The 21,339-nt window shown below is 75.5% G+C and carries 18 protein-coding genes and 1 pseudogene; 14 read left to right on the top strand and 5 right to left on the bottom strand.

The features are described 5' to 3' along the window. The first annotated feature begins 2 nt into the window (after nucleotides 1-2). Both ACFYWL_RS04295 and ACFYWL_RS04290 read left to right on the top strand, forming a co-directional pair. A complete protein-coding gene (locus ACFYWL_RS04295) occupies nucleotides 3-236 on the top strand; it encodes a DUF6289 family protein (protein WP_386967175.1) in 234 nt (77 codons plus the stop codon). Between the two features lie 127 nt (nucleotides 237-363). Further along, nucleotides 364-1,083, top strand: a pseudogene (locus tag ACFYWL_RS04290) (PfkB family carbohydrate kinase); the annotation flags it as partial. 61 nt (nucleotides 1,084-1,144) lie between these two features. Here the strand turns inward: ACFYWL_RS04290 and ACFYWL_RS04285 are convergent. After that, nucleotides 1,145-2,410, bottom strand: coding sequence for an SLC13 family permease (locus ACFYWL_RS04285; RefSeq protein ID WP_386967173.1), 1,266 nt, complete (start codon nucleotides 2,408-2,410; stop codon nucleotides 1,145-1,147). A 172-nt stretch (nucleotides 2,411-2,582) separates the two neighbouring features. Here ACFYWL_RS04285 and ACFYWL_RS04280 point away from each other — a divergent pair, with 172 nt between their 5' ends. Continuing rightward, nucleotides 2,583-3,584, top strand: a complete 1,002-nt coding sequence (locus tag ACFYWL_RS04280; RefSeq protein WP_386967170.1) for a linear amide C-N hydrolase — start codon at nucleotides 2,583-2,585, stop codon at nucleotides 3,582-3,584. 141 nt (nucleotides 3,585-3,725) lie between these two features. On the opposite strand, the gene ACFYWL_RS04275 is transcribed toward ACFYWL_RS04280, so the two are convergent. Continuing rightward, the gene (locus ACFYWL_RS04275; protein ID WP_386967168.1) at nucleotides 3,726-4,493 is read right to left on the bottom strand and encodes a hypothetical protein; all 768 of its coding nucleotides are present in this window, start codon (nucleotides 4,491-4,493) and stop codon (nucleotides 3,726-3,728) included. An 87-nt stretch (nucleotides 4,494-4,580) separates the two neighbouring features. Continuing rightward, a complete protein-coding gene (locus tag ACFYWL_RS04270) occupies nucleotides 4,581-5,615 on the bottom strand; it encodes a hypothetical protein (protein WP_386967166.1) in 1,035 nt (344 codons plus the stop codon). A 271-nt stretch (nucleotides 5,616-5,886) separates the two neighbouring features. Between ACFYWL_RS04270 and ACFYWL_RS04265 the strand changes: the two genes are divergently transcribed. From ACFYWL_RS04265 to ACFYWL_RS04250, 4 genes are all read left to right on the top strand, one after another. Continuing rightward, nucleotides 5,887-7,104 (top strand): sensor histidine kinase, encoded by a 1,218-nt coding sequence (locus tag ACFYWL_RS04265; RefSeq protein ID WP_386967164.1) that lies wholly within the window; start codon nucleotides 5,887-5,889, stop codon nucleotides 7,102-7,104. Then, on the top strand, nucleotides 7,101-7,766 hold the full coding sequence (locus ACFYWL_RS04260; RefSeq protein WP_386967162.1) for a response regulator: 666 nt from the start codon (nucleotides 7,101-7,103) through the stop codon (nucleotides 7,764-7,766). The genes ACFYWL_RS04265 and ACFYWL_RS04260 overlap by 4 nt, the downstream gene beginning before the upstream one ends. A gap of 148 nt (nucleotides 7,767-7,914) precedes the next feature. Beyond that, complete coding sequence (locus ACFYWL_RS04255) at nucleotides 7,915-8,703, top strand: ABC transporter ATP-binding protein (RefSeq protein ID WP_386967159.1); 789 nt, start codon at nucleotides 7,915-7,917, stop codon at nucleotides 8,701-8,703. Next, on the top strand, nucleotides 8,700-11,180 hold the full coding sequence (locus tag ACFYWL_RS04250; protein WP_386967156.1) for an FtsX-like permease family protein: 2,481 nt from the start codon (nucleotides 8,700-8,702) through the stop codon (nucleotides 11,178-11,180). The genes ACFYWL_RS04255 and ACFYWL_RS04250 overlap by 4 nt, the downstream gene beginning before the upstream one ends. A gap of 3 nt (nucleotides 11,181-11,183) precedes the next feature. On the opposite strand, the gene ACFYWL_RS04245 is transcribed toward ACFYWL_RS04250, so the two are convergent. Continuing rightward, complete coding sequence (locus tag ACFYWL_RS04245; RefSeq protein ID WP_386967153.1) at nucleotides 11,184-12,446, bottom strand: nucleotide sugar dehydrogenase; 1,263 nt, start codon at nucleotides 12,444-12,446, stop codon at nucleotides 11,184-11,186. Nucleotides 12,447-12,583: 137 nt separating this feature from the next. After that, the gene (locus tag ACFYWL_RS04240) at nucleotides 12,584-13,978 is read right to left on the bottom strand and encodes a protein kinase (RefSeq protein WP_386967150.1); all 1,395 of its coding nucleotides are present in this window, start codon (nucleotides 13,976-13,978) and stop codon (nucleotides 12,584-12,586) included. A gap of 553 nt (nucleotides 13,979-14,531) precedes the next feature. Between ACFYWL_RS04240 and ACFYWL_RS04235 the strand changes: the two genes are divergently transcribed. The 7 genes from ACFYWL_RS04235 to ACFYWL_RS04205 all read left to right on the top strand — a co-directional run bounded on the left by ACFYWL_RS04235 (nucleotide 14,532) and on the right by ACFYWL_RS04205 (nucleotide 21,291). After that, entirely contained in the window at nucleotides 14,532-15,161 is a 630-nt protein-coding gene (locus ACFYWL_RS04235; RefSeq protein ID WP_386967147.1) for an RNA polymerase sigma factor, read from the top strand. Between the two features lie 15 nt (nucleotides 15,162-15,176). After that, the gene (locus ACFYWL_RS04230) at nucleotides 15,177-15,995 is read left to right on the top strand and encodes a hypothetical protein (RefSeq protein WP_386967144.1); all 819 of its coding nucleotides are present in this window, start codon (nucleotides 15,177-15,179) and stop codon (nucleotides 15,993-15,995) included. Between the two features lie 125 nt (nucleotides 15,996-16,120). Beyond that, nucleotides 16,121-17,356 carry an ergothioneine biosynthesis glutamate--cysteine ligase EgtA gene (gene egtA, locus ACFYWL_RS04225; protein ID WP_386967141.1) on the top strand — a complete coding sequence of 412 codons (1,236 nt, stop codon included), beginning with the start codon at nucleotides 16,121-16,123 and terminating at the stop codon, nucleotides 17,354-17,356. Continuing rightward, nucleotides 17,353-18,684 carry an ergothioneine biosynthesis protein EgtB gene (gene egtB / locus ACFYWL_RS04220; RefSeq protein ID WP_386967138.1) on the top strand — a complete coding sequence of 444 codons (1,332 nt, stop codon included), beginning with the start codon at nucleotides 17,353-17,355 and terminating at the stop codon, nucleotides 18,682-18,684. The genes egtA and egtB overlap by 4 nt, the downstream gene beginning before the upstream one ends. Nucleotides 18,685-18,709: 25 nt before the next feature. Next, a complete protein-coding gene (gene egtC, locus ACFYWL_RS04215; protein WP_386967136.1) occupies nucleotides 18,710-19,459 on the top strand; it encodes an ergothioneine biosynthesis protein EgtC in 750 nt (249 codons plus the stop codon). A 53-nt stretch (nucleotides 19,460-19,512) separates the two neighbouring features. Further along, the gene (gene egtD, locus ACFYWL_RS04210; RefSeq protein WP_386967133.1) at nucleotides 19,513-20,478 is read left to right on the top strand and encodes an L-histidine N(alpha)-methyltransferase; all 966 of its coding nucleotides are present in this window, start codon (nucleotides 19,513-19,515) and stop codon (nucleotides 20,476-20,478) included. 228 nt (nucleotides 20,479-20,706) lie between these two features. After that, the gene (locus ACFYWL_RS04205) at nucleotides 20,707-21,291 is read left to right on the top strand and encodes a TMEM165/GDT1 family protein (RefSeq protein WP_386967130.1); all 585 of its coding nucleotides are present in this window, start codon (nucleotides 20,707-20,709) and stop codon (nucleotides 21,289-21,291) included. The last annotated feature ends 48 nt before the right edge of the window (nucleotides 21,292-21,339 follow it).

Here is a 21,339-nt window from a genome sequence, read left to right as displayed (position 1 = left end):
CCGTGATCCGCCGCGTGCTCCTGACCGCCGCCCTGGTGGGCGCCTCCGTGCTCGTCCTGCCCGGCTCGCCCGCGCAGGCCCGCGCCTGCCGGATCGACCACGAGTGCGTGACCACCTACTACTCCGACTCCAGCCACACCACCGTGCTGGGGGAGAAGTACGAGAGCTGCTCCGGCACGGTCTACACCTGGGGCGTCCGCTCCGGCTACCCGACCTTCGTCGAGAGCCCCTGCTGAGCCCGTCCGCCGGCCCCGTCCGGGGCCGTTCGCGACGGCGACGCCCGCCCGGCGTGGCTCGGGGCGAGCTGGGTACAGCACCGGCCATGGCGCAACCGGATGCGATCGTGGTCGGGCAGGTGGCGCGGTCGCCGACCGGCTGCTGGCCCGGGCCCGCGCCGACGGCGTCGACGTCGGCCCGGTGCTGCGCCGCCCCGGCACCCCCACCGGCCTCATCGTCGACCTGGTCGACGCCCGGGCCCGCTGGCGCTACGTGCAGGACCTGCCCGAGGCGACCCTGCTCACCGAGGCCGACGTGGCCGGCGCGGCCGACGCCCTGCGCGCCGCCCGCGCGGTGCTCGTCCAGCTCCAGCAGCCCCCGGCCGCGGCGCTCGCGGCGGCCCGGATCGGCCGGGAGGCGGACCGGCTCGTGGTCCTCGACGGCGCGACCGGCGACGACGAACTGCTCGCCCTCGCCGACGTGCTGCGCGCCGACGCCAGGGAGGCGGGGCTGGTCGTCGGCGACCCGCCGAAGGACGCCGAGGCCGGGCTGCGCGCCGCCCGCGAGCTGCGCGACCGGGGACCGGCGCTGGTCGCCGTGGAGGTGTCGGGCGAGGGCAACGCGTTCGCCTGGCCCGGCGGCGAGCTGTTCGTGCCGCTGAGCGACACCCGCACCGTGGACACCACCGGGGCCGGCGACGCCTTCGTCGCCGCGCTCACCGTCGGCCTGCTGCGCGGCGACCCCCACGAGCGGATCGCCCGGTACTCCGTCGCGGCGGCCGGGGCCACCGTCGGTCACCCCGGCGGCCGTCCCGCGTTGACGCCGCAGGCGATCGAGGCGCAACTCGCCCGCATCCCGGCGCGCTGACCCGGCGGGTGGGGTCGTACCCGGCTCAGCCGATGAGCGGCGCGGCGTGGGCCGCCCCCGGTCAGGAGGTGAGCAGCAGCGCGCCCACGCCGGCGGCCGTGGCGGCCACGGCGAGCAGGGCGCCGGCGGCCAGGAACCGGCCCAGCGGCACGACCACCCCGGCGGCCCGGCAGCGCTCGTACCACAGCAGGGTGGCCAGCGACGCCCACGGCGTGACCAGCGGGCCGGCGTTCGTGCCGATCAGCAGGGCCAGCAGCCGCGTCGCGTCGCCGGGCGGGAGCACCGCCTCGCCCGCCACGTACGCGGGCAGGTTGTTCACGACGTTGGACAGCAGCGCGCCCGTGCCGCCGGCCCGCAGCGCGCCGAGCGTCCCGCCGTCCGGGCCGAGCAGCACGCCGACGAGGTCGTCCAGCCCGTACCGGCCGAGGGTCTGCACCACCAGGAACAGCCCGGTGACGAAGACCAGCAGCCGCCACGGCACCAGCGCCGGGCGCAGCGCGCCGCGGTTCCGGGCGACGAAGCCGACAAGCACGAGCCCGGCGGCCGCCGCGGAGGCGACCCCCACCTCCACCCCGGCGAGGATCCCGGCCACGAGGAGCAGGCAACCGACGAGCGCGATCCGGTACAGGACCCGATCGGCGGGCACGTGCGGCCCGGGCACGGCGAACCGGTCGACCCCGCGCCGCCCCCGACGCCAGTAGCCGAACCAGAGCAGCGCCATCGTGGCCGCGATCGTGGCGGCCTGCGGCAGCGCCATCCGCGCCGCGTACGACAGCGGGTCGAGGCCGACCCGGTCGGCGGCCAGCAGGTTGGTCAGGTTCGACACCGGCAGCAGCAGGCTGGCCGTGTTCGCCAGCCACACCGTGGTCAGCGCCAGCGGCAACGGCGGCATGCCCAGCCGGCGCGCCAGCGCCAGCATCACCGGCGTGAGCAGCACCGCCGTGGTGTCGAGGTTGAGCGCGATCGTGGTGGCGGAGGCGAAGCCGACGCAGAGCACGAACAGCGCCGGGTAGCTGCCCCGGGCGGCGCGGGCCAGCCGCCCGGCCAGCACGTCGAACACGCCGGCCACCGCCGTCAGCTCGGCCAGCACCACCACCGTGCCGAGGAACAGCAGCAGCGGCAGGATGCGCCCCAGGGTGGCCGCGGTCTCGGCGCGTGGCAGCAGGCCGGTCAGCGCGCAGGCCGCCCCGACCAGGGCCAGGGCCAGCGCCACCCGGTCGAGCGGGTGCAGCCGGCGCAGCCGCCCCAGCGGACCGCGCGGGGCGCGGCGGGCCGGCGCGGCCGGCCCGCCGCCGGTGTGCGCCGTCGGCTCGCCGTCAGGGTCCACGGCGGCTGATCCTCGCACGGCCGGCGGGCCACCCCGAAGGTCCGCCACGCCGCTGTGACCGGGCCCTCCCGCTGTTGTGACCGGGCCCTCCCGCCGTCGTGCGGCGAACAGGGACGCCGGCCCCCGGACCGTGGTGGACAACGTTCGATGGCTGACCTAGCGTTCAGCCATCATGCGTAGGACCTTCCTGGGGGCCGGACTGGCCCTGCTGCTCGCCGCCACCGCCTGCTCCGCTGCCGAGACCGCCGCCGTCCCGACCACGACGCCGGCCGGCACGCCCACCGCGTCCCGGCAGGACCCGGCGCAGGCCGACCGGACCCTGGCCAGCCTGCGCCGGGTCGACGACCTGCCGATGTGGGAGATGACCTACGTCGGCGACTACGACCCGACCGTCGGCACCGACGCCGCGCCGCCCAGCCCGTTCGGCTGCTCCCTCTTCGCCGCCTCCGGCGACCCGAGCCGCCCCCTGTTCGCCCGCAACTTCGACTGGGACGCCAACCCGGCCCTGGTGCTGCGTACCGACCCGCCGGACGGGTACGCCACGGTCTCCCTGGTGGACATGTCCTACCTCGGCGTCGACGCCGACCCCACCGGCGACCGCCGGCTGCTCAACGCGCCGCTGCTGCCGTTCGACGGGATGAACGAGCGTGGCCTGGCCGTCGGGCTGGCCGCCGACGACGGGGCCACCGCCCGCGCCGAGCCGGGCAAACCCACGGTCGGTTCGGTACGCATCCTGCGGCTGGTGCTCGACCAGGCCGCCACGGTCGACGAGGCGGTCGCCGTCTTCGGCCGGCACAACCTCGACTTCGACGGCGGGCCCCCGCTGCACTACCTGCTCGCCGACGCCACCGGGGCCTCGGCCGTGGTCGAGTTCGTCGACGGCGCGATGCGGGTCGAGAAGGGGCGGGGCGGCTGGCAGGCGCTGACCAACGTGCCCGTGGTCGGCGTACCCGAAGAACGCCGGCGCGCCGACCACCGCTACGGCGTGCTCGCCGCCGCCCTGACGAAGGCCGGCGGCGTGGTCGACGACCGGGCGGCGCTGGAGCTGCTCAACGACGTGCGGCAGGGCCACACCCGCTGGTCGGTGACCTACGGGCTGCGCACCGGCGAGATCCACCTGCGCACGGCCGCGGGCACCGAGCGGGCGTACCGCCTCCCGGTGACCCCGCCCTAGGTCAGGCGGACCGGCTGCCCGTGGGCGTACCTGCCACGGGACCTGCCCCGAACTCCGCCACCGACCACCAGTTGCTCATTCGCAACCTGGCTGGGATTCTGCCCCCGCTGCCACCGGCCGTCCCGACCCAGTCAATCGCTGCTAGAAGCGCTGTGCAATTTTCCGCACCACAACGTTGGCATAATAGACTTGGAGCCGAGGCCCAGTGGACGGCGTGGTGAGGTCATGCAGGCACTGCACGTTGATCCGGTCCGAAGCGGTCAGCGTGACCAGGGCGGTGATGCTGGTGCTTTCGCTGTAGCCAACGGGAATGGAAACGGCATCTCCCCTCAGCAACCCGCCGGCACCGTTATAGAGGCCACATCTCAGGGTGTCCGCTTGGGAAGTGGGGTTGTTGAGCATGGTCCCCATGGTGACGTCGTAGTGGCCGGCCGGCAGCACCGGTCCTGGCAGGACCGTGGTGAGCCCGCCAGCGCCCGCCGCCAGGGAAACCGGCGAGGATGTCTGGTACTGCGTCGCCGCAGTGCCCGCCGACGGCCAGCTCAACGCTCGCTCGGTCGAGTCGCACGCCTGGCCAGCCTCGCTGTCGATCACGCGCAGCGCGCCAGAAGTGACCGTGTAGCAGGCGTTGATCTGGCCAGTGCCGGAGTGCGGAATCGCCGCCGACGCAATCGTGGGCATGATCGCCAAAGTCATCGCCAACAGCGCCGCGCCGGTCAGCAGCCGCCTCGTTCTGTGGGGCCGGGAGAGCTGGATATTCATCGCTTGCTCCTTCGTGTTCGCTGGCGGAATGAGGTATCCCACGTCCTGCGCGGCAGGGTCAACAGCGAGATGTGAATATTCACTTGCATCGATAAAGCGAATCGGATTGCGGCTCCCCGTGTCCCCGGCGCGGCTGACCGCCGCCACGATCGCTCGTGGCGGCGGTCAGCCGGTCGTGCCGGTGCGGCCGGCGGACCGGAGGGGATCCCGGCCCCCCGGCCGCCGGCCCCCCCGTCAGCCCTTGCGCGGCTCGAAGGTGTAGTCCACCCCGCCGACGTCGAAGCTCTCACCGAGCTTGCTCGCCGGGCCGACCTGGACGACCTGGAGGGTGTACGCCTTTTGGAGCGCCTGGCTGGTCGTGAAGCTGAGCTTGACCACCGGCCGCTCCTCCGGCTTGATCAGCAGGCCCTTGATCTGCGCCTTGTTCGGGTCGACGACCTGCACGGCGCTGCGGCCGACGACCTGGATGCCCTCACCCTGACCGCCGGCGGCCCGCCAGCGCTCGAACAGCTCCGGCCCGAGGTCGGCGACGATCTTGACGCCGGGGGCCGGCTCGCCGAGCGGCCGGAACGCGAGGTCGAACGGGGCCGGCTCGGCCAGGGCGTTCGCCATGGCGAACGGGCGGTCGCTGATCACGCCACTGCCGCCCGCCGGGACGGTGTTGGCGTTCTTCCAGGCGATGTTGTTGTTGTACTGCGTGTTGATGGAGGTCGAGGTGCCCTCGAACAGCATCGGGTCGGTCGCCGACTCCCAGCGCAGCAGCAGGCAGAAGTGCCCGATGGAGGGCACGTTGGGCCAGGCGATCGACGTCGTGGTGACGCCGGGCGCGACGGGCAGCGTCTTGGAGCCGATCGGCGTCCAGTTCATCGGCCAGTTCGCCGCGCCGCCGGAGGTCGTGTAGTACGCCCGCAGCGTGCCGTTGCTGATTCCGGAACCGTACGGGCCATTGTTGCGCAGGTTCACGAAAATGTAGCTCGTCGACCCGACGACCGGGTTCGTGTGCGACGCGCACTCGACCGCGGTCGGGCAGATCTTGATGTCGGGGCTGTTGAAGAACGACGAGTAGATGGCCCCGTGCGGCTCGAGCCCGGTGTCGGACGCGATGTCCTTGATGTAGACGTCGGTGCGGGCGTTCGCGGTGAAGTCGCCCTTGTCGATCGCCGCCGTGGCGGTGCCGCTCACCGAGAACGCCAGCGCGGCGGTCAGCAGGGCGCCGAACAGCAGTCGGGCCGTGCGCCGCGGGCGTGGACGTGCCAGCGCGATTCTCATGTGCTGATTCTCCTTCGGTGGTGATGGTGGGTCGAGTGGCGAAGAATTGCTCCGGCGACCCGGCTCGACAACTGTATTGCAGTGGCTGCCGTAAATGGAACGGCCGAGATTGACGATTGCTCAAAGGGCGTCCGCATTTGCCGGGGAGGTGGCAATTCCCGGATACGGCGGAACGTGAGTCTGAGAAATGTGGCCCGCGAGGTATCAACGGCGGCGCAGGCGACTCCTGTACACCTTGGCCCCCCGCCGGCTGCCGCGCCCCGTACGCTCGGTGACCGTGAGGCGGATCCTGTTCGGCCGGCCGCTGCGCAGCGTGGCCTTCGACGTGGCGGTCTCCGGCTTCGTCGTCCTGGTCGGCCTGGCCGGGGCGGTCCACCAGCCCGGCGGCTGGTGGGCCACCGGCGTCGGGGCGGCGATGGCCGCCGTCCTGCTGTTCCGGCGCGCCCACCCCTCGGCGGTGGGGGCGGCGGTCGCCGTGCTCGCCGGGGTTCAGGTGGTCGCCGGGTGGGGCCCGTTGGCCTTCGACGTGGCCGTGCTGATCGCCCTCTACAGCGTGGTGAAGTACGCCGAGAGGCTGCGCGACGGCGTGTTCGCCGGCGTCGTCGCCGCCGTCGGCGTGGTGCTCGCCGCGCTCCAGATCGAGGCGGCCGTCGCCTGGTGGGCCTCGGCGATCTGGTTCGCGTTGATGACCGGCGCGGTCTGGCTGATGGGGCTGAACGTGCGCACCCGCCGGCTCTACGTGCTCAGCCTGGAGGAGCGCGCCGCGACCCTGGAGCGGGAGCGGGAGGCCGAGGCCCGCGCGGCCGTGGCCGAGGAACGCACCCGCATCGCCCGCGAGCTGCACGACGTGGTGGCGCACAGCATGGCCGTGATGATCGTGCAGGCCGACGGGGCCCGCTACCTGTTCGACCGGGACCCGCAGACCGCCCGGGAGGCGGTGCGGGTGGTCGCCGACACCGGCCGGCAGGCGCTGGAGGAGATGCGCCGCCTGGTGGGGGTGCTGCGGGAGACGAGCACCCCCGAGCCGGACGGCGTGGCGGCCCCGGCGCTGGCGGCGGAGCCGACGCACCGCCGGCCGGCCCTGGTGGAGCTGCCCGAGCTGCTGGACCGGTTCCGCGCCGCCGGGCTGCGCGTCGACGCGACGGTCACCGGCGAGCCGCCGGCCCTGCCGCCCGGCCTGGAGCTGACCGTCTACCGGGTGGTGCAGGAGGCGCTCACCAACGCCCTCAAGCACGCCGGCGTCGGCGCGACCGTCACGCTGAACCTGACCCACACCGCCGACGCCGTCGTCGTCCGGGCCGTCGACGACGGGCGCGGCCGGCCGGTGGTCCGCCCCGCGCCGTCCGGCGGTCACGGCCTGGTCGGCATGCGCGAGCGGGTGACCGTGTACGACGGCAGCCTCACCGCCGGCCCGACGTTGGCCGGGGGGTGGCAGGTCGAGGCGCGGCTGCCGCTACCGTCGAGCACCGGGACGGAGGTGGCGGCATGACGGTCCGCGTGGTGATCGTGGACGACCAGGCGCTGGTGCGCGCGGGGTTCCGGATGGTGCTGGGCTCCCAGCCCGACCTGGCCGTCGTCGGGGAGGCCATCGACGGGGCGGACGCGCTGCGGGTGCTCGACCGCGTCGAGGCCGACGTGGTGGTCATGGACATCCGGATGCCCACCATGGACGGGGTGGAGGCCACCCGGCGGATCTGCGCCGACCGGCCCGGCGACCGGCCCCGGGTGCTGGTGCTCACCACCTTCGACACCGAGGCCGACGCGTTCGCCGCCCTCCAGGCCGGGGCGAGCGGCTTCCTGCTGAAGAACGTGCCGCCGGAGGAGCTGCTGGCCGCGATCCGGGTGGTCGCCGAGGGCGACTCCGTGGTGGCCCCGTCGATCACCCGGCGGCTGCTGGACCGGTTCGCCGGCCAGCTCGGCCCCGGCCCTGCCGCCGACCCCCGGCTGGCCCAGCTCACCGAGCGGGAACGCGAGATCCTGCTGCTGGTGGCGCAGGGCCTGTCCAACGCCGAGATCGCTGCCCGGGTGCACGTCGCCGAGGCGACCGTGAAGACCCACGTGGGGCGGATCCTGGCCAAGCTGCGGCTGCGCGACCGGGTGCAGGCGGTGGTGCTGGCGTACGAGAGCGGCCTGGTCACCCCCGGCGGCTGACGGCGGGTACGCCCCAGGTCGTACAGGGCCGGGCCGCGGGGACGCCTCCGGGCGCAGGCGGGTCGGGCGCACGGGTGGACGCGGCGGGCCGGCGTCGCCCATAGCGTCGACGGTGTCCGCAACCACTTCCTGCACGGGGAGCACCAACGTGTCCGTACCACCTCCCGCGTTCGCCGCCGCCGGCGTCGCGGTCACCGCCCGCGGCCTGCGCAAGGAGTACGGCGTCGGCCAGGCGCGGGTCGTCGCCCTCGACGGCGTCGACGTCGACTTCGCCGCCGGCCGGTTCACCGCCATCATGGGTCCGTCCGGCTCCGGCAAGTCCACGCTCATGCACTGCCTCGCCGGCCTCGACCGGCCCACCGCCGGCACCGTACGCATCGGCGACGCCGACGTCGGCGGCCTCGACGACCGGCGGCTCACCCTGCTGCGCCGCGACCGGATCGGCTTCGTCTTCCAGAAGTTCAACCTGCTGCCCGCGCTGACCGCCGAGGAGAACGTCGTGCTGCCGCTGGCCATCGCCGGCCGCCGCCCCGACCCGGCCTGGCTGCGCCAGGTCGTCGCCGCCGTCGGGCTGACCGACCGGCTGCGGCACCGGCCCGCCGAGCTTTCCGGCGGCCAGCAGCAGCGCGTCGCCGTCGCCCGCGCCCTGATCACCAAACCGTGGGTGATCTTCGCCGACGAGCCCACCGGCAACCTCGACTCCCGCTCGGGGGCGGAGGTGCTGCGGCTGCTGCGCGAGGCCGTCGACACCCTCGGCCAGACCGTCGTGATGGTGACCCACGACCCGACCGCCGCGGGCCACGCCGACCGGGTGGTCTTCCTCGCCGACGGCCGGCTGGTCCGCGAGCTGGCCGCGCCGACCGCGGAGGGCGTCCTCGACGCCCTCGCCCACCTCGACCCGGCCCCGGCCGGCGTGGCGACGGGGGGCCGGCGGTGACCGGGCTGACCCTGCGCACCATGCGCGCCGACGCGCTGCGGCTGCTGCTGTCGGCACTGGCCGTGGTGCTCGGCGTCGCGTTCGTCGCCGGCACCCTGATCCTCACCGACGGGATGAAGCGTGGCGCGTACGAGCGGGCCGGCGTCTTCGACCGGCACACCGACGTCGCCGTGAACGCCGGAGAGGACCCGATCCCGCCCGCCCTCGTGGAGCGGTTGCGCGCGGTCGACGGGGTGCGCGCCGCCGCCGGGGAGCTGACCGGCACCGCCGGGGTCGTCGGCACCGACGGCCGGCCCGTCCTCGGCTACGCCGTCGTCGCCGCGATCCCCACCGAGACGGCCCTCCAGTCGTACGACGTGGTGGCCGGGCGGCTGCCGCAGCGCACCGGCGAGGTGGTCCTCGACGCGCCGACCGTCGCCGAGGAGGGGTTCGTCCTCGGCGGGCCGGTGCGCGTGGGCGGCAGCGGGGGCGCGGCCCGCGCGTACACCCTGGTCGGCACGGTCGACGTGGCCGGCACCGCCCGGGACGTCGGCGGGCCGTTCATCGGCCTGGCCGGGCCCGACGCCCTGGCCGTGACGCAGCAGGAGGGCTACGGGCGGATCATGGTGGCCGCCGCGCCGGGCGTGCCGGCCGCGGAGCTGGCCGTGCGGGTGGCGGCGGTGGCCGGCGGCGGCGTGACGGTGCAGGACCGCCAGGCGGTCCTCGACGCCGCCGTCGACGACGCGGTCCGCGACCTGAGGCAGTTCAACCTGCTGCTGCTCACCTTCGCGGCGGTGGCCGTGGTGGTGGCCGGGTTCGTCATCGCCAACACCTTCGCCATCGTGCTCGCCCAGCGCACCCGACGCACCGCGCTGCTGCGGCTGGTCGGGGCGACCCGGGGGCAGGTGCTGCGGGCGACGCTGCTGGAGGCGGCGGTGACCGGGCTGGCCGCCTCGGCGCTCGGGGTGGCGGCCGGCGCGGGCGTGGCGGTCGGCCTGGACGCCCTGTTGTCCGCGTTCGACGTGCCGATGGCCGGCAACGGGATCGCCGTCACGGCCTCGACCGTGCTGCTCTGCCTGCTGCTGGGCGTCGTCCTCACCGTGGCCTCCGCCGCCGTGCCCGCCTGGCAGGGCACCCGCGTCGCGCCGGTGGCCGCGCTCACCGACGCGGCGGTGCAGCCCACCCGCCGGGCCGGCCGGGTGCGGCTGGCCGCGGGCGCGCTGGTCCTCGCCGCCGGGGCGGCGGCGCTGGGTGCGGCCGGGGCCGTCGGCCAGCTTCCGCTGGTCGCGGCCGGCGGGGTGCTGGCGTTCTTCGGCATCGTGCTGTTCGGGCCGGTGCTGGTGCCGGCGCTGGTGCGCCTGCTGGGCGTCCCCGCGCGCCGGCTGATCGGGGCGACCGCCGGCCTGGCGGTGGCGAACGCCGTGCGCAACCCGCGCCGGATCGCCGCGACCGCCACCGCGCTGGTCATCGGCATCGGCCTGGTGTCGGCGTTCGTGGTGGGCGCGGGCAGCGCCAAGGCCAGCATCGAGCGGGCCGTGGACCGGGAGATCGGCTTCGATGTCGTGGTCGTCGGCGTGGGCGGGAAACTGCCCGGGCCGCTGGTCGACGAGTTGGCCGCCCGCCCCGAGCTGGGCGTCGTGCACGAGCTGCGCGGCCGGGTCAGCGACGGGGTCGAGCTGCGGACCGCCCACCCGGCGCTGGTCGGGCGCACCCTGATGGCCGTGGACGCCGGTGACGCGGGCCGGCTCGGGCCGGGCCGGGTGCTGGTGCACCGGGAACTGGCCCGGGCGCGGGGCTGGTCGGTCGGCGACACCGTCACCCTGGCCGGACGGCCGTTCACCGTGGCGGCCGTCGTCGCCGTCGACGGGCCGGCGCTGGCCGGCGGCTCCGTGCCGGCCGGGCACGTGGTCGACGTGGTCGACGCCGACTTCTCCCGCCTCTTCCCGGCCGTGCGCGGCCACCTCGCCGAAATCGACCCGGCCGCCGGGGTGAGCGCCGAGCGGGCCCGCGAGGTCGTCGAGTCGGTGGTGGCCCGCTACCCGACGGCGAACCTGGTGGACCAGGCGACGTACAAGAAGTCGCTCACCAACACGGTCGACATGGTGCTGGCGTTCGTCGTCGCCCTGCTCGGCCTGGCCGTGGTCATCTCCCTGGTCGGCGTCGCCAACACGCTGAGCCTGTCGGTGGTGGAGCGCACCCGGGAGAACGCGGTGCTGCGCGCCGTCGGGCTGACCCGGGGCCGGATGCGGGCGATGCTCGCCGTGGAGGCGGCGCTGATGGCGCTGGTCGGCGCGGTCCTCGGGGTCGGCCTCGGCGTCGGCGTCGGCGCGGGCGCGATGGCGGTGGTCACCCGGCTCAGCGGCGAGTTCACGTTGGTGCTGCCGTGGGGACGGCTCGGGCTGATCGTCGCGGTGGCGGCGCTGGCCGCGCTGGCGGCGTCGGTGCTGCCGGCCCGCCGCGCCCTGGCCCGCCCGATCGTCGCGTCCCTCGGCGACTGAGCGTCAGAGGCGCTCGACCGTCGGGCCGTGGCAGCGGTTGCGGGTGTCGAAGACGTACCGGGCGTGCCGCACCACCAGGTCGTAGTCGAGGCAGTCGTGGTCGGTCACCACCACCACGGCGTCGGCCTCGCGGACCTCGCGCTCGGTCAGGCCGACCACGACCACGCCGCCGGGCAGGTGGTGCGGCTCGGCGTACGGCTCGACCGCCCGGACCTCGGCGCCGAGGGCCTGGAGGCGGCGGGCCACGTCGACGGCGGGGGAGTCCCGCATGTCGCCGGTGTTCGGCTTGTACGCCAGCCCGAGCAGCAGCAGCCGAGCCCCGCTGACCGCCCGGCCGGCCCGGTTGAGCCCGTTCATGATCCGCTGGGTGACGTGCTCGGGCATCTCGTGGTTGACGTCGTTGGCCAGCTCGATGAACCGGAACTGCCGGCCCAGCCGGCGCTTGACCTGCCACGACAGGTAGCACGGGTCGATCGGCAGGCAGTGCCCGCCGACGCCGGGGCCCGGGCGGAACGGCATGAACCCGAACGGCTTGGTCTCGGCGGCCTCGATGGCCTGCCACACGTCGATGTCGAGGTGGTGGCTGAGCATCGTCAGCTCGTTGATGAGCGCGATGTTGACCTGGCGGAAGGTGTTCTCGATCAGCTTGGTCAGCTCGGCGACCCGGGTGGAGTCCACCGGCACCGTCCGCTCGACCAGCCGCCGGTAGAACGCGTCGACCCGCTCCCGGGAGGCCGCGTCGACGCCGGAGACCACCTTCGGCGTGTTCTCCAGCTTCCACACCGGGTTGCCGGGGTCGATCCGTTCCGGGCTGTAGCCGAGGTGGAAGTCGCCGGGGGCGGTCAGCCCGCTGGCCGACTCCAGCAGCGGCCGGAGCAGCTCCTCGGTGGTGCCGGGGTAGGTGGTCGACTCCAGGATCACCGCGCAGCCCGGCCGCAGGTACGGCCCGATGCCGCCGCCGGCCTGCTCGACGTAGCTCAGGTCGGGCACGCCGTCCCGCAGTGGGGTGGGCACGGTGATGACGCAGATGTCGAAGCCCTCGGCGTCGGCGTACTCGGTGCTCGGGCGGTACCTTCCGCTGCCCAGCGCCCGGCCGAGCCGGTCGGCGGGGATGTCCTCGACGAAGGACTCGCCCGAGGCGAGGCGCTTGACCCGGTCGGCGTTGACGTCGAGGCCGACGACGGCCATGCCCGCCTCGACGGCGCGCATGGCCAGCGGCAGGCCCACGTATCCCTGGCCGATGACGACCAACTTCTCAGCGCTCACCCATGGCTCCCGGGGCAGACGACGGAACGTACCTCATCGTCAGCGTAAGTGAGCTTATGGGTTTTAAGTCCGATTTGGGTCAGGTGGGACGCGCGAGGCCCACCTCCGCCTGACCCGTCGGACCGGGTCGGTGCCGGTCAGCCTCCCTGGACCGGCGGGTCGGCCGGGGTGCTGGCGGTGGTGGGCGGCGGGTCGGCGGGGGTGCTGGCCGTGGTGGGCGGCGGGTCGACCGGCGCGCTGGTGGTGGGCGGCGGGTCGGCGGGCTTGGTCGGCGGCGGCCCCGTCGGATCCGGCGCGGGCGACTCGCTCGGGTCCGGGGTCGGCGTCGCGGTGGCCGACGCCGAGGGGCGGCCCCCGCCCGGCCGGAACGTGCGGTCCGGGTCGACCGGGGCCTGCTCGGTGGCGGCCGAGTCGTCGGAGCCCGGCGTCGGGTCGGCGGCCGGGGCGGTCGGCCCGTAGTTCGTGGCGGGGGCCTCCGCGTTCGTCGCGGCGCCGAGCGCCGCGGCCAGCGCGATCCCCGCGACCGCCACCGCCGCGAGCGCGCCGACGAGGGTGCCGCGCCGGCCGGTGCGGCCGACCAGGGTGCGCACCGGCGTGGCCGTCCGCCGCACCGGCGGCAGGTCGTCCCGGGTGCTGTCCAGCCCGTCCCCGGCGCCGACCGGCGTGCGCGGCGACACCGGCACGGTGCTGGTGGGCGCGGAGCTGTCGGCGATGGTGGCCCGCGCGGCCTCCGCCATCGCCGCGCCGGTGGGGTAGCGCGCCGCCGGGTCCTTGGCCAGGGCGCGGGACACCAGCTCCCGCACCGGCCCGGGGATGGCGGCCGGCAGCTCCGGCGGCTCGTCGTCCAGGTGCCGCACGGCGACCTGGAGGGGGTTGTCGCCGGTGAACGGCGGCCCGCCGGTCAGGCAGCAGTAGGCCACCGCGCCGAGGGCGTAGATGTCGGTGGCACCGGAGACCGGGCGGCCCGCCGCCTGCTCGGGGGCCATGTAGAGCGCAGTGCCCGGCACCGCGTTGGTGCTGGTGATGCTCGTGACGTTGGTCGACCGGGCGACCCCGAAGTCGACCAGGACGACGGTGCCGTCCTCCTGCACCAGCAGGTTGCTCGGCTTGACGTCGCGGTGGACGATGCCGCCGGCGTGCGCCGCGTGCAGCGCCTGGGCGGCCTGGGCGACGATCGACATGGTCTCGCCCACGCCGAGGTGCCCCGCCGCCTCGATCCGCTTGGACAGCGGCTCGCCCTCGACGAACTCCATGACCAGGTAGTCGGCCCGCCCGCCGGTGGGCAGGTCGTCCTCGCCGCAGTCGTAGACCTGCACGATGCCGGGGTGTCGCAGGGCGGCCATGATGCGGGCCTCGGCGCGGAACCGGGCGATGAAGTCCGGGTCGGAGACCAGCGCCGGCAGCAGGACCTTGACCGCGACCCGCCGGCCGAGGACCTGGTCCGTGGCCCGCCAGACGTCGCCCATGCCGCCGGTGGCGACACGGTCGTCCAGGCGGTACCGACCGCTGAGTACGACTCCCGAAGACAACACAGCAATACCGTACCCAGAGCGGGCCCGGCTCACCTCTCGCGCTCCGGCCGCGGGGGGCCGCCCGGCGGGGCGGCGGGGGCCGCCGGGCGGAGCGCCGCCCGGATGGCCGGTGATCGACCCGCGACCGGCGGTCACGGGTCGCCGGTGTCGGCACCGTGGCCTGCCCGAACCGCGGAGGTCGCGAACGTCACAGCCGGCCCGCGCCAACAGGGGCGTCCGCGGCCCGCGCCGTGTCACATCGACTCGCCGCGTTAACCGCTTGATAATTCTCACTCTTTCTCCCGGAGGCATTGCCTTGCCCGCCCGGCACCTCGCTCCTACCGTTAGCGCGGCTCGGGCCGGCCAGGCTCCCCGGGTGGGGCTACGCCCGCCGACGGCCGCGCCGGGTGGTGACCGCACGCGCCGTCCGGGCGCGTACGGTGTCGGGCGTGATCAGGGTCAGCGGGGGGCTGATGGGTGCGGGAGGAGGTCCGGCTGCCGGGCCAGGCCGCTGCCGTGCGCGTCGAGGCCGACGTGCCACCCACCGACGGCGGGTGGCGGGGACGGCGTACCGATGACGAGTGAGCTGAACGAGGCGGTCGCGGCGGCGCAGGCCGGCGACGAGGACGCCTTCCGGTTCCTCTACCGCAGCCTCCAGCCCGGCCTGCTGCGCTACCTGACCGCGCTGGTCGGCGTCGACGCCGAGGACGTGGCCTCGGAGACCTGGCTGCAGGTCTCCCGGGACCTGCCGACCTTCACGGGCGGGGAGTTCCGGGCCTGGACCGTCACCATCGCCCGCAACCGGGCCATGGACCACCTGCGCCGGCAGCGTCGCCGGCCCTCGCTGCCGGTGCCGGTGCAGGCGCTCAGCGACCTGGCCGGCGACGCCGACACGGCCGAGCGGGCCGGCGAGACCCTCGGCACCGAGGCCGCGCTGGCGCTGATCGCCACCCTTCCGCCCCGCGAGGCCGAGGCGGTGCTGCTGCGCGCGGTCATCGGCCTGGACGCCGAGAGCGCCGGACGGGTGCTCGGCCGGCGGGCCGGCGCGGTGCGCACCGCCGCCCACCGGGGCCTGCGCCGCCTCGCCACGCTCCTGCAACGCCACGACCTGACCCCGGAGGCCGCTCCACCCGCGACGCCGCCCCGCCCCCGCCCCGGCCGGCCGACGCCCGGCGCGCCGTACGTCGAGCAGGCGGACGGCTGACGTGAGGGAAAACCGATGAGCTTCCGGCAGCCCGACCGGCCGGACCTGCCCGCCGACCGGGCGGAGTCCGACCGCCTCCTGGACTCTGCGCGTCACGGCCGCGCGGACGACGACAGCCGCCCCGCCGGCGACCCCCTGGCCGACCTGCTCGCCGCGGCGGCGGCACCGGCCCGGCCCGGTGAACTCGCCGGTGAGGAGGCGGCGCTCGCCGCGTTCCGGGCCGCGCGTGCCGCACCGGCGACGCCCCCGGCGCGCGCGCCCCGGCGGCGTCGCCGCGGGATCGGGGCGGTCGCCTGGATCGGGGCGGTCGCCGCCACCGCGACCGCCGGTGTCGCCGTCGCCGCGGTCGGCCTGGACCGCGGCGACGAGCCCGCGGGCCCGCCCGCCCCGAGCACCGCCCCGGCCGACCCCACCGCCTCCGGACCCACCGCCCCGGGCCCCAGCGGCTCCGGCCGGGTCAGCGCCCCCTCCGCCCGGCCCGGCGGCGGCGCGACGCCGGGGGCCGCCGGGCCGAGCGCGTCCCCCGGGGCGGCGTCGCCGCCGCCCGGCGTCACCCCCGAGGCGGACCGCCCGCCCGCCGCTGCGCAACTGCCCGGGCTGTGCCGGGCCTACCTGGCCAAGCCGGCCGCGCAGCGCGCGAAGGCGCTGACCACCCCGGGGTTCGCGCCCCTGGTCGACGCCGCCGGCGGTGCCGCCGAGGTCGACGCCTTCTGCCGACGTCTGCTCCCCGACGCCGATCCCAGCGACCGGCCGGCGGCCCGCCCCACGCACACCGGCCGGCCGGCGTCGAAGGTCACCCCGGCTCCGACGCCGGACACCGCCGACCAGGGCTGATCCCGAAACATCTGTTACGGCAAGGCGAGCGGAATTCGTCTGCTAGACAGAAGATGGTCGCATCGCGGACGCCGGGGCCGGGAAGGGTCACGCTGCTCCGCGCCGGCCGAGGGAGGGATCGTCTCGTGGTGACGTCACCGGAGCTGGACCGGACCACCCCGCTGCGGGGGGTCGACGACGCGGTCCGGCACATCGCCAGGATCTGCTTCAAGACCGGTCCACCGACCCGCACCGGTGTCGAACTGGAATGGACCGTGCACGACGCCGCCGACCCCGCCCGCCCGGTGGACCGGGAACGGCTCCGGGCGGCCCTGGGGCCGCACAGCCCCACCACCATCCACGACTCCAGCCCCGCCGCACCGCTCCGGCACGGCAGCACCGTGACCGTCGAGCCCGGCGGCCAGCTCGAGATCTCCACCGCGCCGCGATCCTCGGTCGCCGCGCTGATCGACGCCACGAACGCCGACATCGCCCAGCTCACCGACCTGCTCCGCGCCGCCGGCCTGATGCTCGGGGACACCGGCATCGACCCCTGGCGGCAGCCCCGGCCGGTCGTCGACACCCCGCGCTACCGCGCCATGCGGTGCGTGTTCGACAGGCACGGCCCCGCCGGCCGGACCATGATGTACAGCACCGCCGGGCTCCAGGTCTGCCTGGACGCCGGCGAGCCGGACCAGGTCGCCGCCCGCTGGGCGGCGGTCCACGCGGCCGGCCCGCCGCTGCTCGCCGCGTTCGCCACCGCCGACCGCCACGCCGGGCGGCGCACCGGGTGGGCGTCCGCCCGGATGGCCGCCTGGCTGGGCATCGACCCGGCCCGCACCCGCCCCGTGTGGTCGCCGCAGCAGCCCGACGCCGACCCGGTGGCGGCCTGGGCGGCGTACGCGCTGGCGGCCCCGCTGCTCTGCCTGCGCGACGACGAGACCGACTGGACCCCGCCGCCCGGGGTGACCTTCGGCGACTGGCTCACCGGCGCGCTGCCCCGGCCGCCCACCACCGACGACCTGGACTACCACCTGAGCACGCTGTTCCCGGTGGTGCGTCCCCGCGGCTACCTGGAGATCCGCTACCTGGACGCCCAGCCGGGCCCGCACTGGCGGCTGCCGCTGGCGGTGCTGGCCGCGCTGCTGGCCGACCCGGCCACGGTGCGCCAGGCGGTGGCCACGGCCATGCCGGTCGCCGACCGGTGGCCCGAGGCGGCCCGCCACGGCCTCGGCGACCCGGCGCTGGCGCGGGCCGCCGCCGGGCTGCTCGACCTGGCCCTGGCCGCCCTGCCGCGCCTGGACCTGCCGGCCGACCTGCACGACGAGACGACCCGAGGACTACTGCGGCGGCTGGCCGCCGCGGAGAGGGGATCGCGGTGACGACCATCCACGAGCTCGGCGCGGAGCAGCTACGCACCCGCATCGCCGCCGAGCTGGAGCGCACCCGCGCCAGGACCGCCGGGCTCACCGAGGCCGTCGACGACGCCGACCTGATGCGCCAGCACTCGCCGATCATGTCCCCGCTGGTCTGGGACCTCGCCCACGTCGGCAACCAGGAGGAGCTCTGGCTGGTCCGGGACGTCGGCGGGCGCGAGCCCGTCCGTCGGGACATCGACGACCTGTACGACGCGTTCAAGCAGCCCCGCCGCGACCGCCCGTCGCTGCCGCTGCTGCCGCCCGCCGAGGCCCGCGCCTACCTGGCCACCGTGCGGGACAAGGTGTACGACCTGCTCGACCGGGTGCCGTTCACCGACCGGCCGCTGGTCGCCGACGGGTTCGCCTTCGGCATGATCGTCCAGCACGAGCAGCAGCACGACGAGACCATGCTCGCCACCCACCAGCTGCGCGTCGGCCCGCCGGTGCTGCACGCTCCGGACCCGCCGCAGCCGCGCGTGCGGGTGGCCGACGAGGTCCTGGTCCCGGCCGGCGAGTTCACCATGGGCACCGACACCGACCCGTGGGCGCTGGACAACGAGCGTCCCGCGCACCGGGTGCGCCTGCCCGCGTACGTCATCGACGCCGCACCCGTCACCAACGGCCGCTACCGCGAGTTCATCGCCGACGGCGGATACGACGACCCGCGCTGGTGGAGCGAGGCGGGCTGGGCGCACCGCACCGAGGCCGGGCTGACCGCCCCGATGCACTGGCGGCGCGACGGCGACGGCTGGGCGTACCAGCGGTTCGGCCGATGGTCGCCGGTGCGCGACGACGAGCCGGTGGTGCACGTGTGCTGGTACGAGGCGCAGGCGTACGCGGCGTGGGCCGGCAAGCGGCTGCCCACCGAGGCGGAGTGGGAGAAGGCGGCCCGCTGGGACCCGGCAACCGGCCGGTCCCGCCGCTACCCGTGGGGCGACGGGGAGCCGACCGCCGAACACGCGAACCTCGGGCAGCGGCACCTGTGGCCCGCGCCGGTGGGCGCGTATCCGGCCGGGGCGTCGCCGCTGGGCGTGCACCAGCTCGTCGGCGACGTGTGGGAGTGGACGTCCAGCACGTTCCGGGGCTATCCGGGGTTCGCCGCGTTTCCCTACCGCGAATATTCGGAGGTGTTCTTCGGCGACGACTATCGGGTGCTGCGCGGCGGCTCCTTCGGCACCGACCGGGCCGCCTGCCGGGGGACGTTCCGCAACTGGGACTACCCGATCCGGCGGCAGATCTTCAGCGGCTTCCGCTGCGCCCGCGACGCCCGGCCCGACGAGTCGGGCCGGTGAGGGCCGGTCACCCCGGGGCCGCCTGATGTGCCGGCACCTGGCGTACGTCGGGCCGCCGGTGAGCCTGCGCGCCCTGCTGTACGACCCGCCGCACTCCCTGGTGCGGCAGTCCTGGGCGCCCCGCGACATGCGCGGCGGCGGGACCGTCAACGCCGACGGTTTCGGCGTCGGCTGGTACCCGCCCGGCGGCGGCGAGCCGGTGCGCTACCGGCGCGGCACGCCGATCTGGGGCGACGTGACCCTGCCGGGGCTGGCGGCGGCGACCACCAGCGGCGCGGTGCTGGCCGCCGTCCGGTCCGCCACGGTCGGCATGCCGGTGCTCGACACCGCCGCCGCCCCGTTCGCCGAGGGGCCGTGGCTGTTCAGCCACAACGGGGTGGTGCGCGGCTGGCCCGACGCGGTGGCCGCGCTCGCCGGCCAGCTGCCCGTACGCGACCTGCTGACCCTCGACGCGCCGACCGACTCCGCGCTGCTGTGGGCCCTGCTGCGGCACCGGCTGCGGGCCGGCGAGGACCCGGCGCGGGCGGTCGCCGCCACGGTGGCCGGGGTCGCCGCGGCGGCCCCCGGGTCCCGGCTCAACCTGCTGCTCACCGACGGGCGCACCGTCGTGGCCACCGCCGCCGGCCACGCGCTGTCGCTGCGGCAGGCCCCGGGCGCGGTGCTGCTGGCCTCGGAACCGCACGACGACGACCCCGGCTGGCAGGCGGTGCCGGACGGGCGGCTGGTGATGGCCACGACGGCCGGGGCGCGCGTCGACGCCCTGCCCGCCGGCTGAGCGGCGACCGGCCCGCACGGGTGGGAAACGACACGACCGACGAAGGGGGCACGATGAGCGCGGAACCGCTGGAGATCTACCTGGAGGAGCAGGACCTGGGCCGCAGCCTGCGCGACGACGTCCGTACGGGGCTGACCGCGCGGCCGAAGTGGCTGCCCCCGAAGTGGTTCTACGACGCCCGGGGCAGCGAGCTGTTCGAGGAGATCACCCGCCTGCCGGAGTACTACCCGACCCGGGCCGAGCGGTCCGTGCTGGCGCGGCGGGCCGGCGACATCGCCGAGCTGACCGGGGCGAAGACCCTGATCGAGCTGGGCTCCGGCTCGTCGGAGAAGACCCGGCTGCTGCTGGACGCGTTCACCCGGCGCGGCGGGCTGGGCACCTTCGTGCCGCTGGACGTCTCGGTCAGCGCCCTGCGGCAGTCCACCGAGCAGATCGCCACCGACTATCCCGGCCTGCGGGTACGCGGCATCGTCGGTGACTTCACCCGCCACCTCGACCGGCTGCCCACCGGCGGCCGGCGACTGGTGATCTTCCTCGGCGGCACGATCGGCAACCTGCTGCCCGCCGAGCGGGCCGGCTTCCTCGCCGCCATGCGCGCCGCCCTGGAGCCCGGCGACTGGCTGCTGCTCGGCACCGACCTGGTCAAGGACCCGTCGATCGTCGTGCCCGCCTACGACGACGCCGCCGGGGTGACCGCCGAGTTCAACCGCAACGTGCTGCGGGTGGTCAACCGGGAGCTGGGCGCGGACTTCGACCCGGAGGCGTTCGCGCACGTCGCCCTCTGGGACCCGGAGCGGGAGTGGATCGAGATGCGGCTGCGCGCCGAGCGGCCGGTCCGGGCCCGGGTGCTCGACCTCGACGTGGAGTTCGCCGCCGGGGAGGAGCTGCGCACCGAGGTGTCGGCCAAGTTCCGCCCCGAGGGCATCGCCGCGGAGCTCGCCGCCGCCGGCTTCGCCGCCCGCGAGTTCTGGACCGACGCCGACGGCCTGTTCGGCGTGACCCTGGCCCGCGCCGACTGAGCAGCGGGTCCGCGCCGCCCCCGCGCGGGGGCGGAGCCCCTGGTGGGGTAGGGTGGTGGCGCGAAGGGGAGTAGCCCCCAATGTCGTGGTCGACACACTGGTGCGTTCCGCATCCGGCCACGCGGCCCCACCCCGGTGGGGCGGGCGAGACCTTCGACCCAGGCTGTCTACAACAGCCGGGTCGAGGGCGCCCCACACCCCCGGCCCGGTGTTATCGGGAAGGGTGTCATGGAAGGTTTCCTCGTCGCGCTGGCGGTCAGCTTCGGCGTCATCTTCGTCGCCGAGCTGGGCGACAAGTCCCAGCTGATGGCGCTCACGTTCGCCACGCGGTTCAAGCCGATCCCGGTGCTCATCGGCATCACGGTCGCCACCGCCGTCGTCCACCTGGCCTCGGTCGCCATCGGCTACGGGCTGGGCGCCGCCCTGCCCACCGGCTGGATCTCGCTGATCGCCGGCCTCGCGTTCCTCGGGTTCGGCGTCTGGACGCTGCGCGGGGACAAGCTCACCGAGGAGGAGAAGCGCAAGGCCGAGCGCGGCGGCAAGTCCGCCGTCATCGCGGTCGGCGTGGCCTTCTTCCTCGCCGAGCTGGGCGACAAGACGATGCTGGCCACCATCACCCTCGCCACCAAGTACGGCTGGTTCGGCACCTGGCTCGGCTCCACCCTCGGCATGGTGGCCGCCGACGCGCTGGCGATCCTGGTCGGGCGGCTGCTCGGGCGGCACCTGCCCGAGCGCACCATCCGCTACGGCGCGGCGATCCTCTTCGCCATCTGCGGCCTGTGGCTGATCTTCGAGGCTGTCGCCGAACTCTGACCTTCGAAGCCGTCGCCGAGCTCTGACCTTCGAGGCCGTCGCCGCGCA

The sequence above is a fragment of the Micromonospora sp. NPDC002575 genome (assembly GCF_042889525.1).
Lineage (GTDB): Bacteria > Actinomycetota > Actinomycetes > Mycobacteriales > Micromonosporaceae > Micromonospora > Micromonospora carbonacea.
This window is presented reverse-complemented; position numbering and strand designations above follow the sequence as displayed.

What these genes read in the sequence shown, in the direction of transcription:
- ACFYWL_RS04280 (WP_386967170.1), top strand. Translation starts at nt 2,583, where the DNA reads ATGCGTAGGACCTTCCTGGGGGCCGGACTGGCCCTGCTGCTCGCCGCC.
- ACFYWL_RS04270 (WP_386967166.1), bottom strand. Translation starts at nt 5,615, where the DNA reads ATGAGAATCGCGCTGGCACGTCCACGCCCGCGGCGCACGGCCCGACTG.
- ACFYWL_RS04260 (WP_386967162.1), top strand. Translation starts at nt 7,101, where the DNA reads ATGACGGTCCGCGTGGTGATCGTGGACGACCAGGCGCTGGTGCGCGCG.
- ACFYWL_RS04235 (WP_386967147.1), top strand. Translation starts at nt 14,532, where the DNA reads ATGACGAGTGAGCTGAACGAGGCGGTCGCGGCGGCGCAGGCCGGCGAC.
- ACFYWL_RS04230 (WP_386967144.1), top strand. Translation starts at nt 15,177, where the DNA reads ATGAGCTTCCGGCAGCCCGACCGGCCGGACCTGCCCGCCGACCGGGCG.
- egtC (WP_386967136.1), top strand. Translation starts at nt 18,710, where the DNA reads ATGTGCCGGCACCTGGCGTACGTCGGGCCGCCGGTGAGCCTGCGCGCC.
- egtD (WP_386967133.1), top strand. Translation starts at nt 19,513, where the DNA reads ATGAGCGCGGAACCGCTGGAGATCTACCTGGAGGAGCAGGACCTGGGC.
- ACFYWL_RS04205 (WP_386967130.1), top strand. Translation starts at nt 20,707, where the DNA reads ATGGAAGGTTTCCTCGTCGCGCTGGCGGTCAGCTTCGGCGTCATCTTC.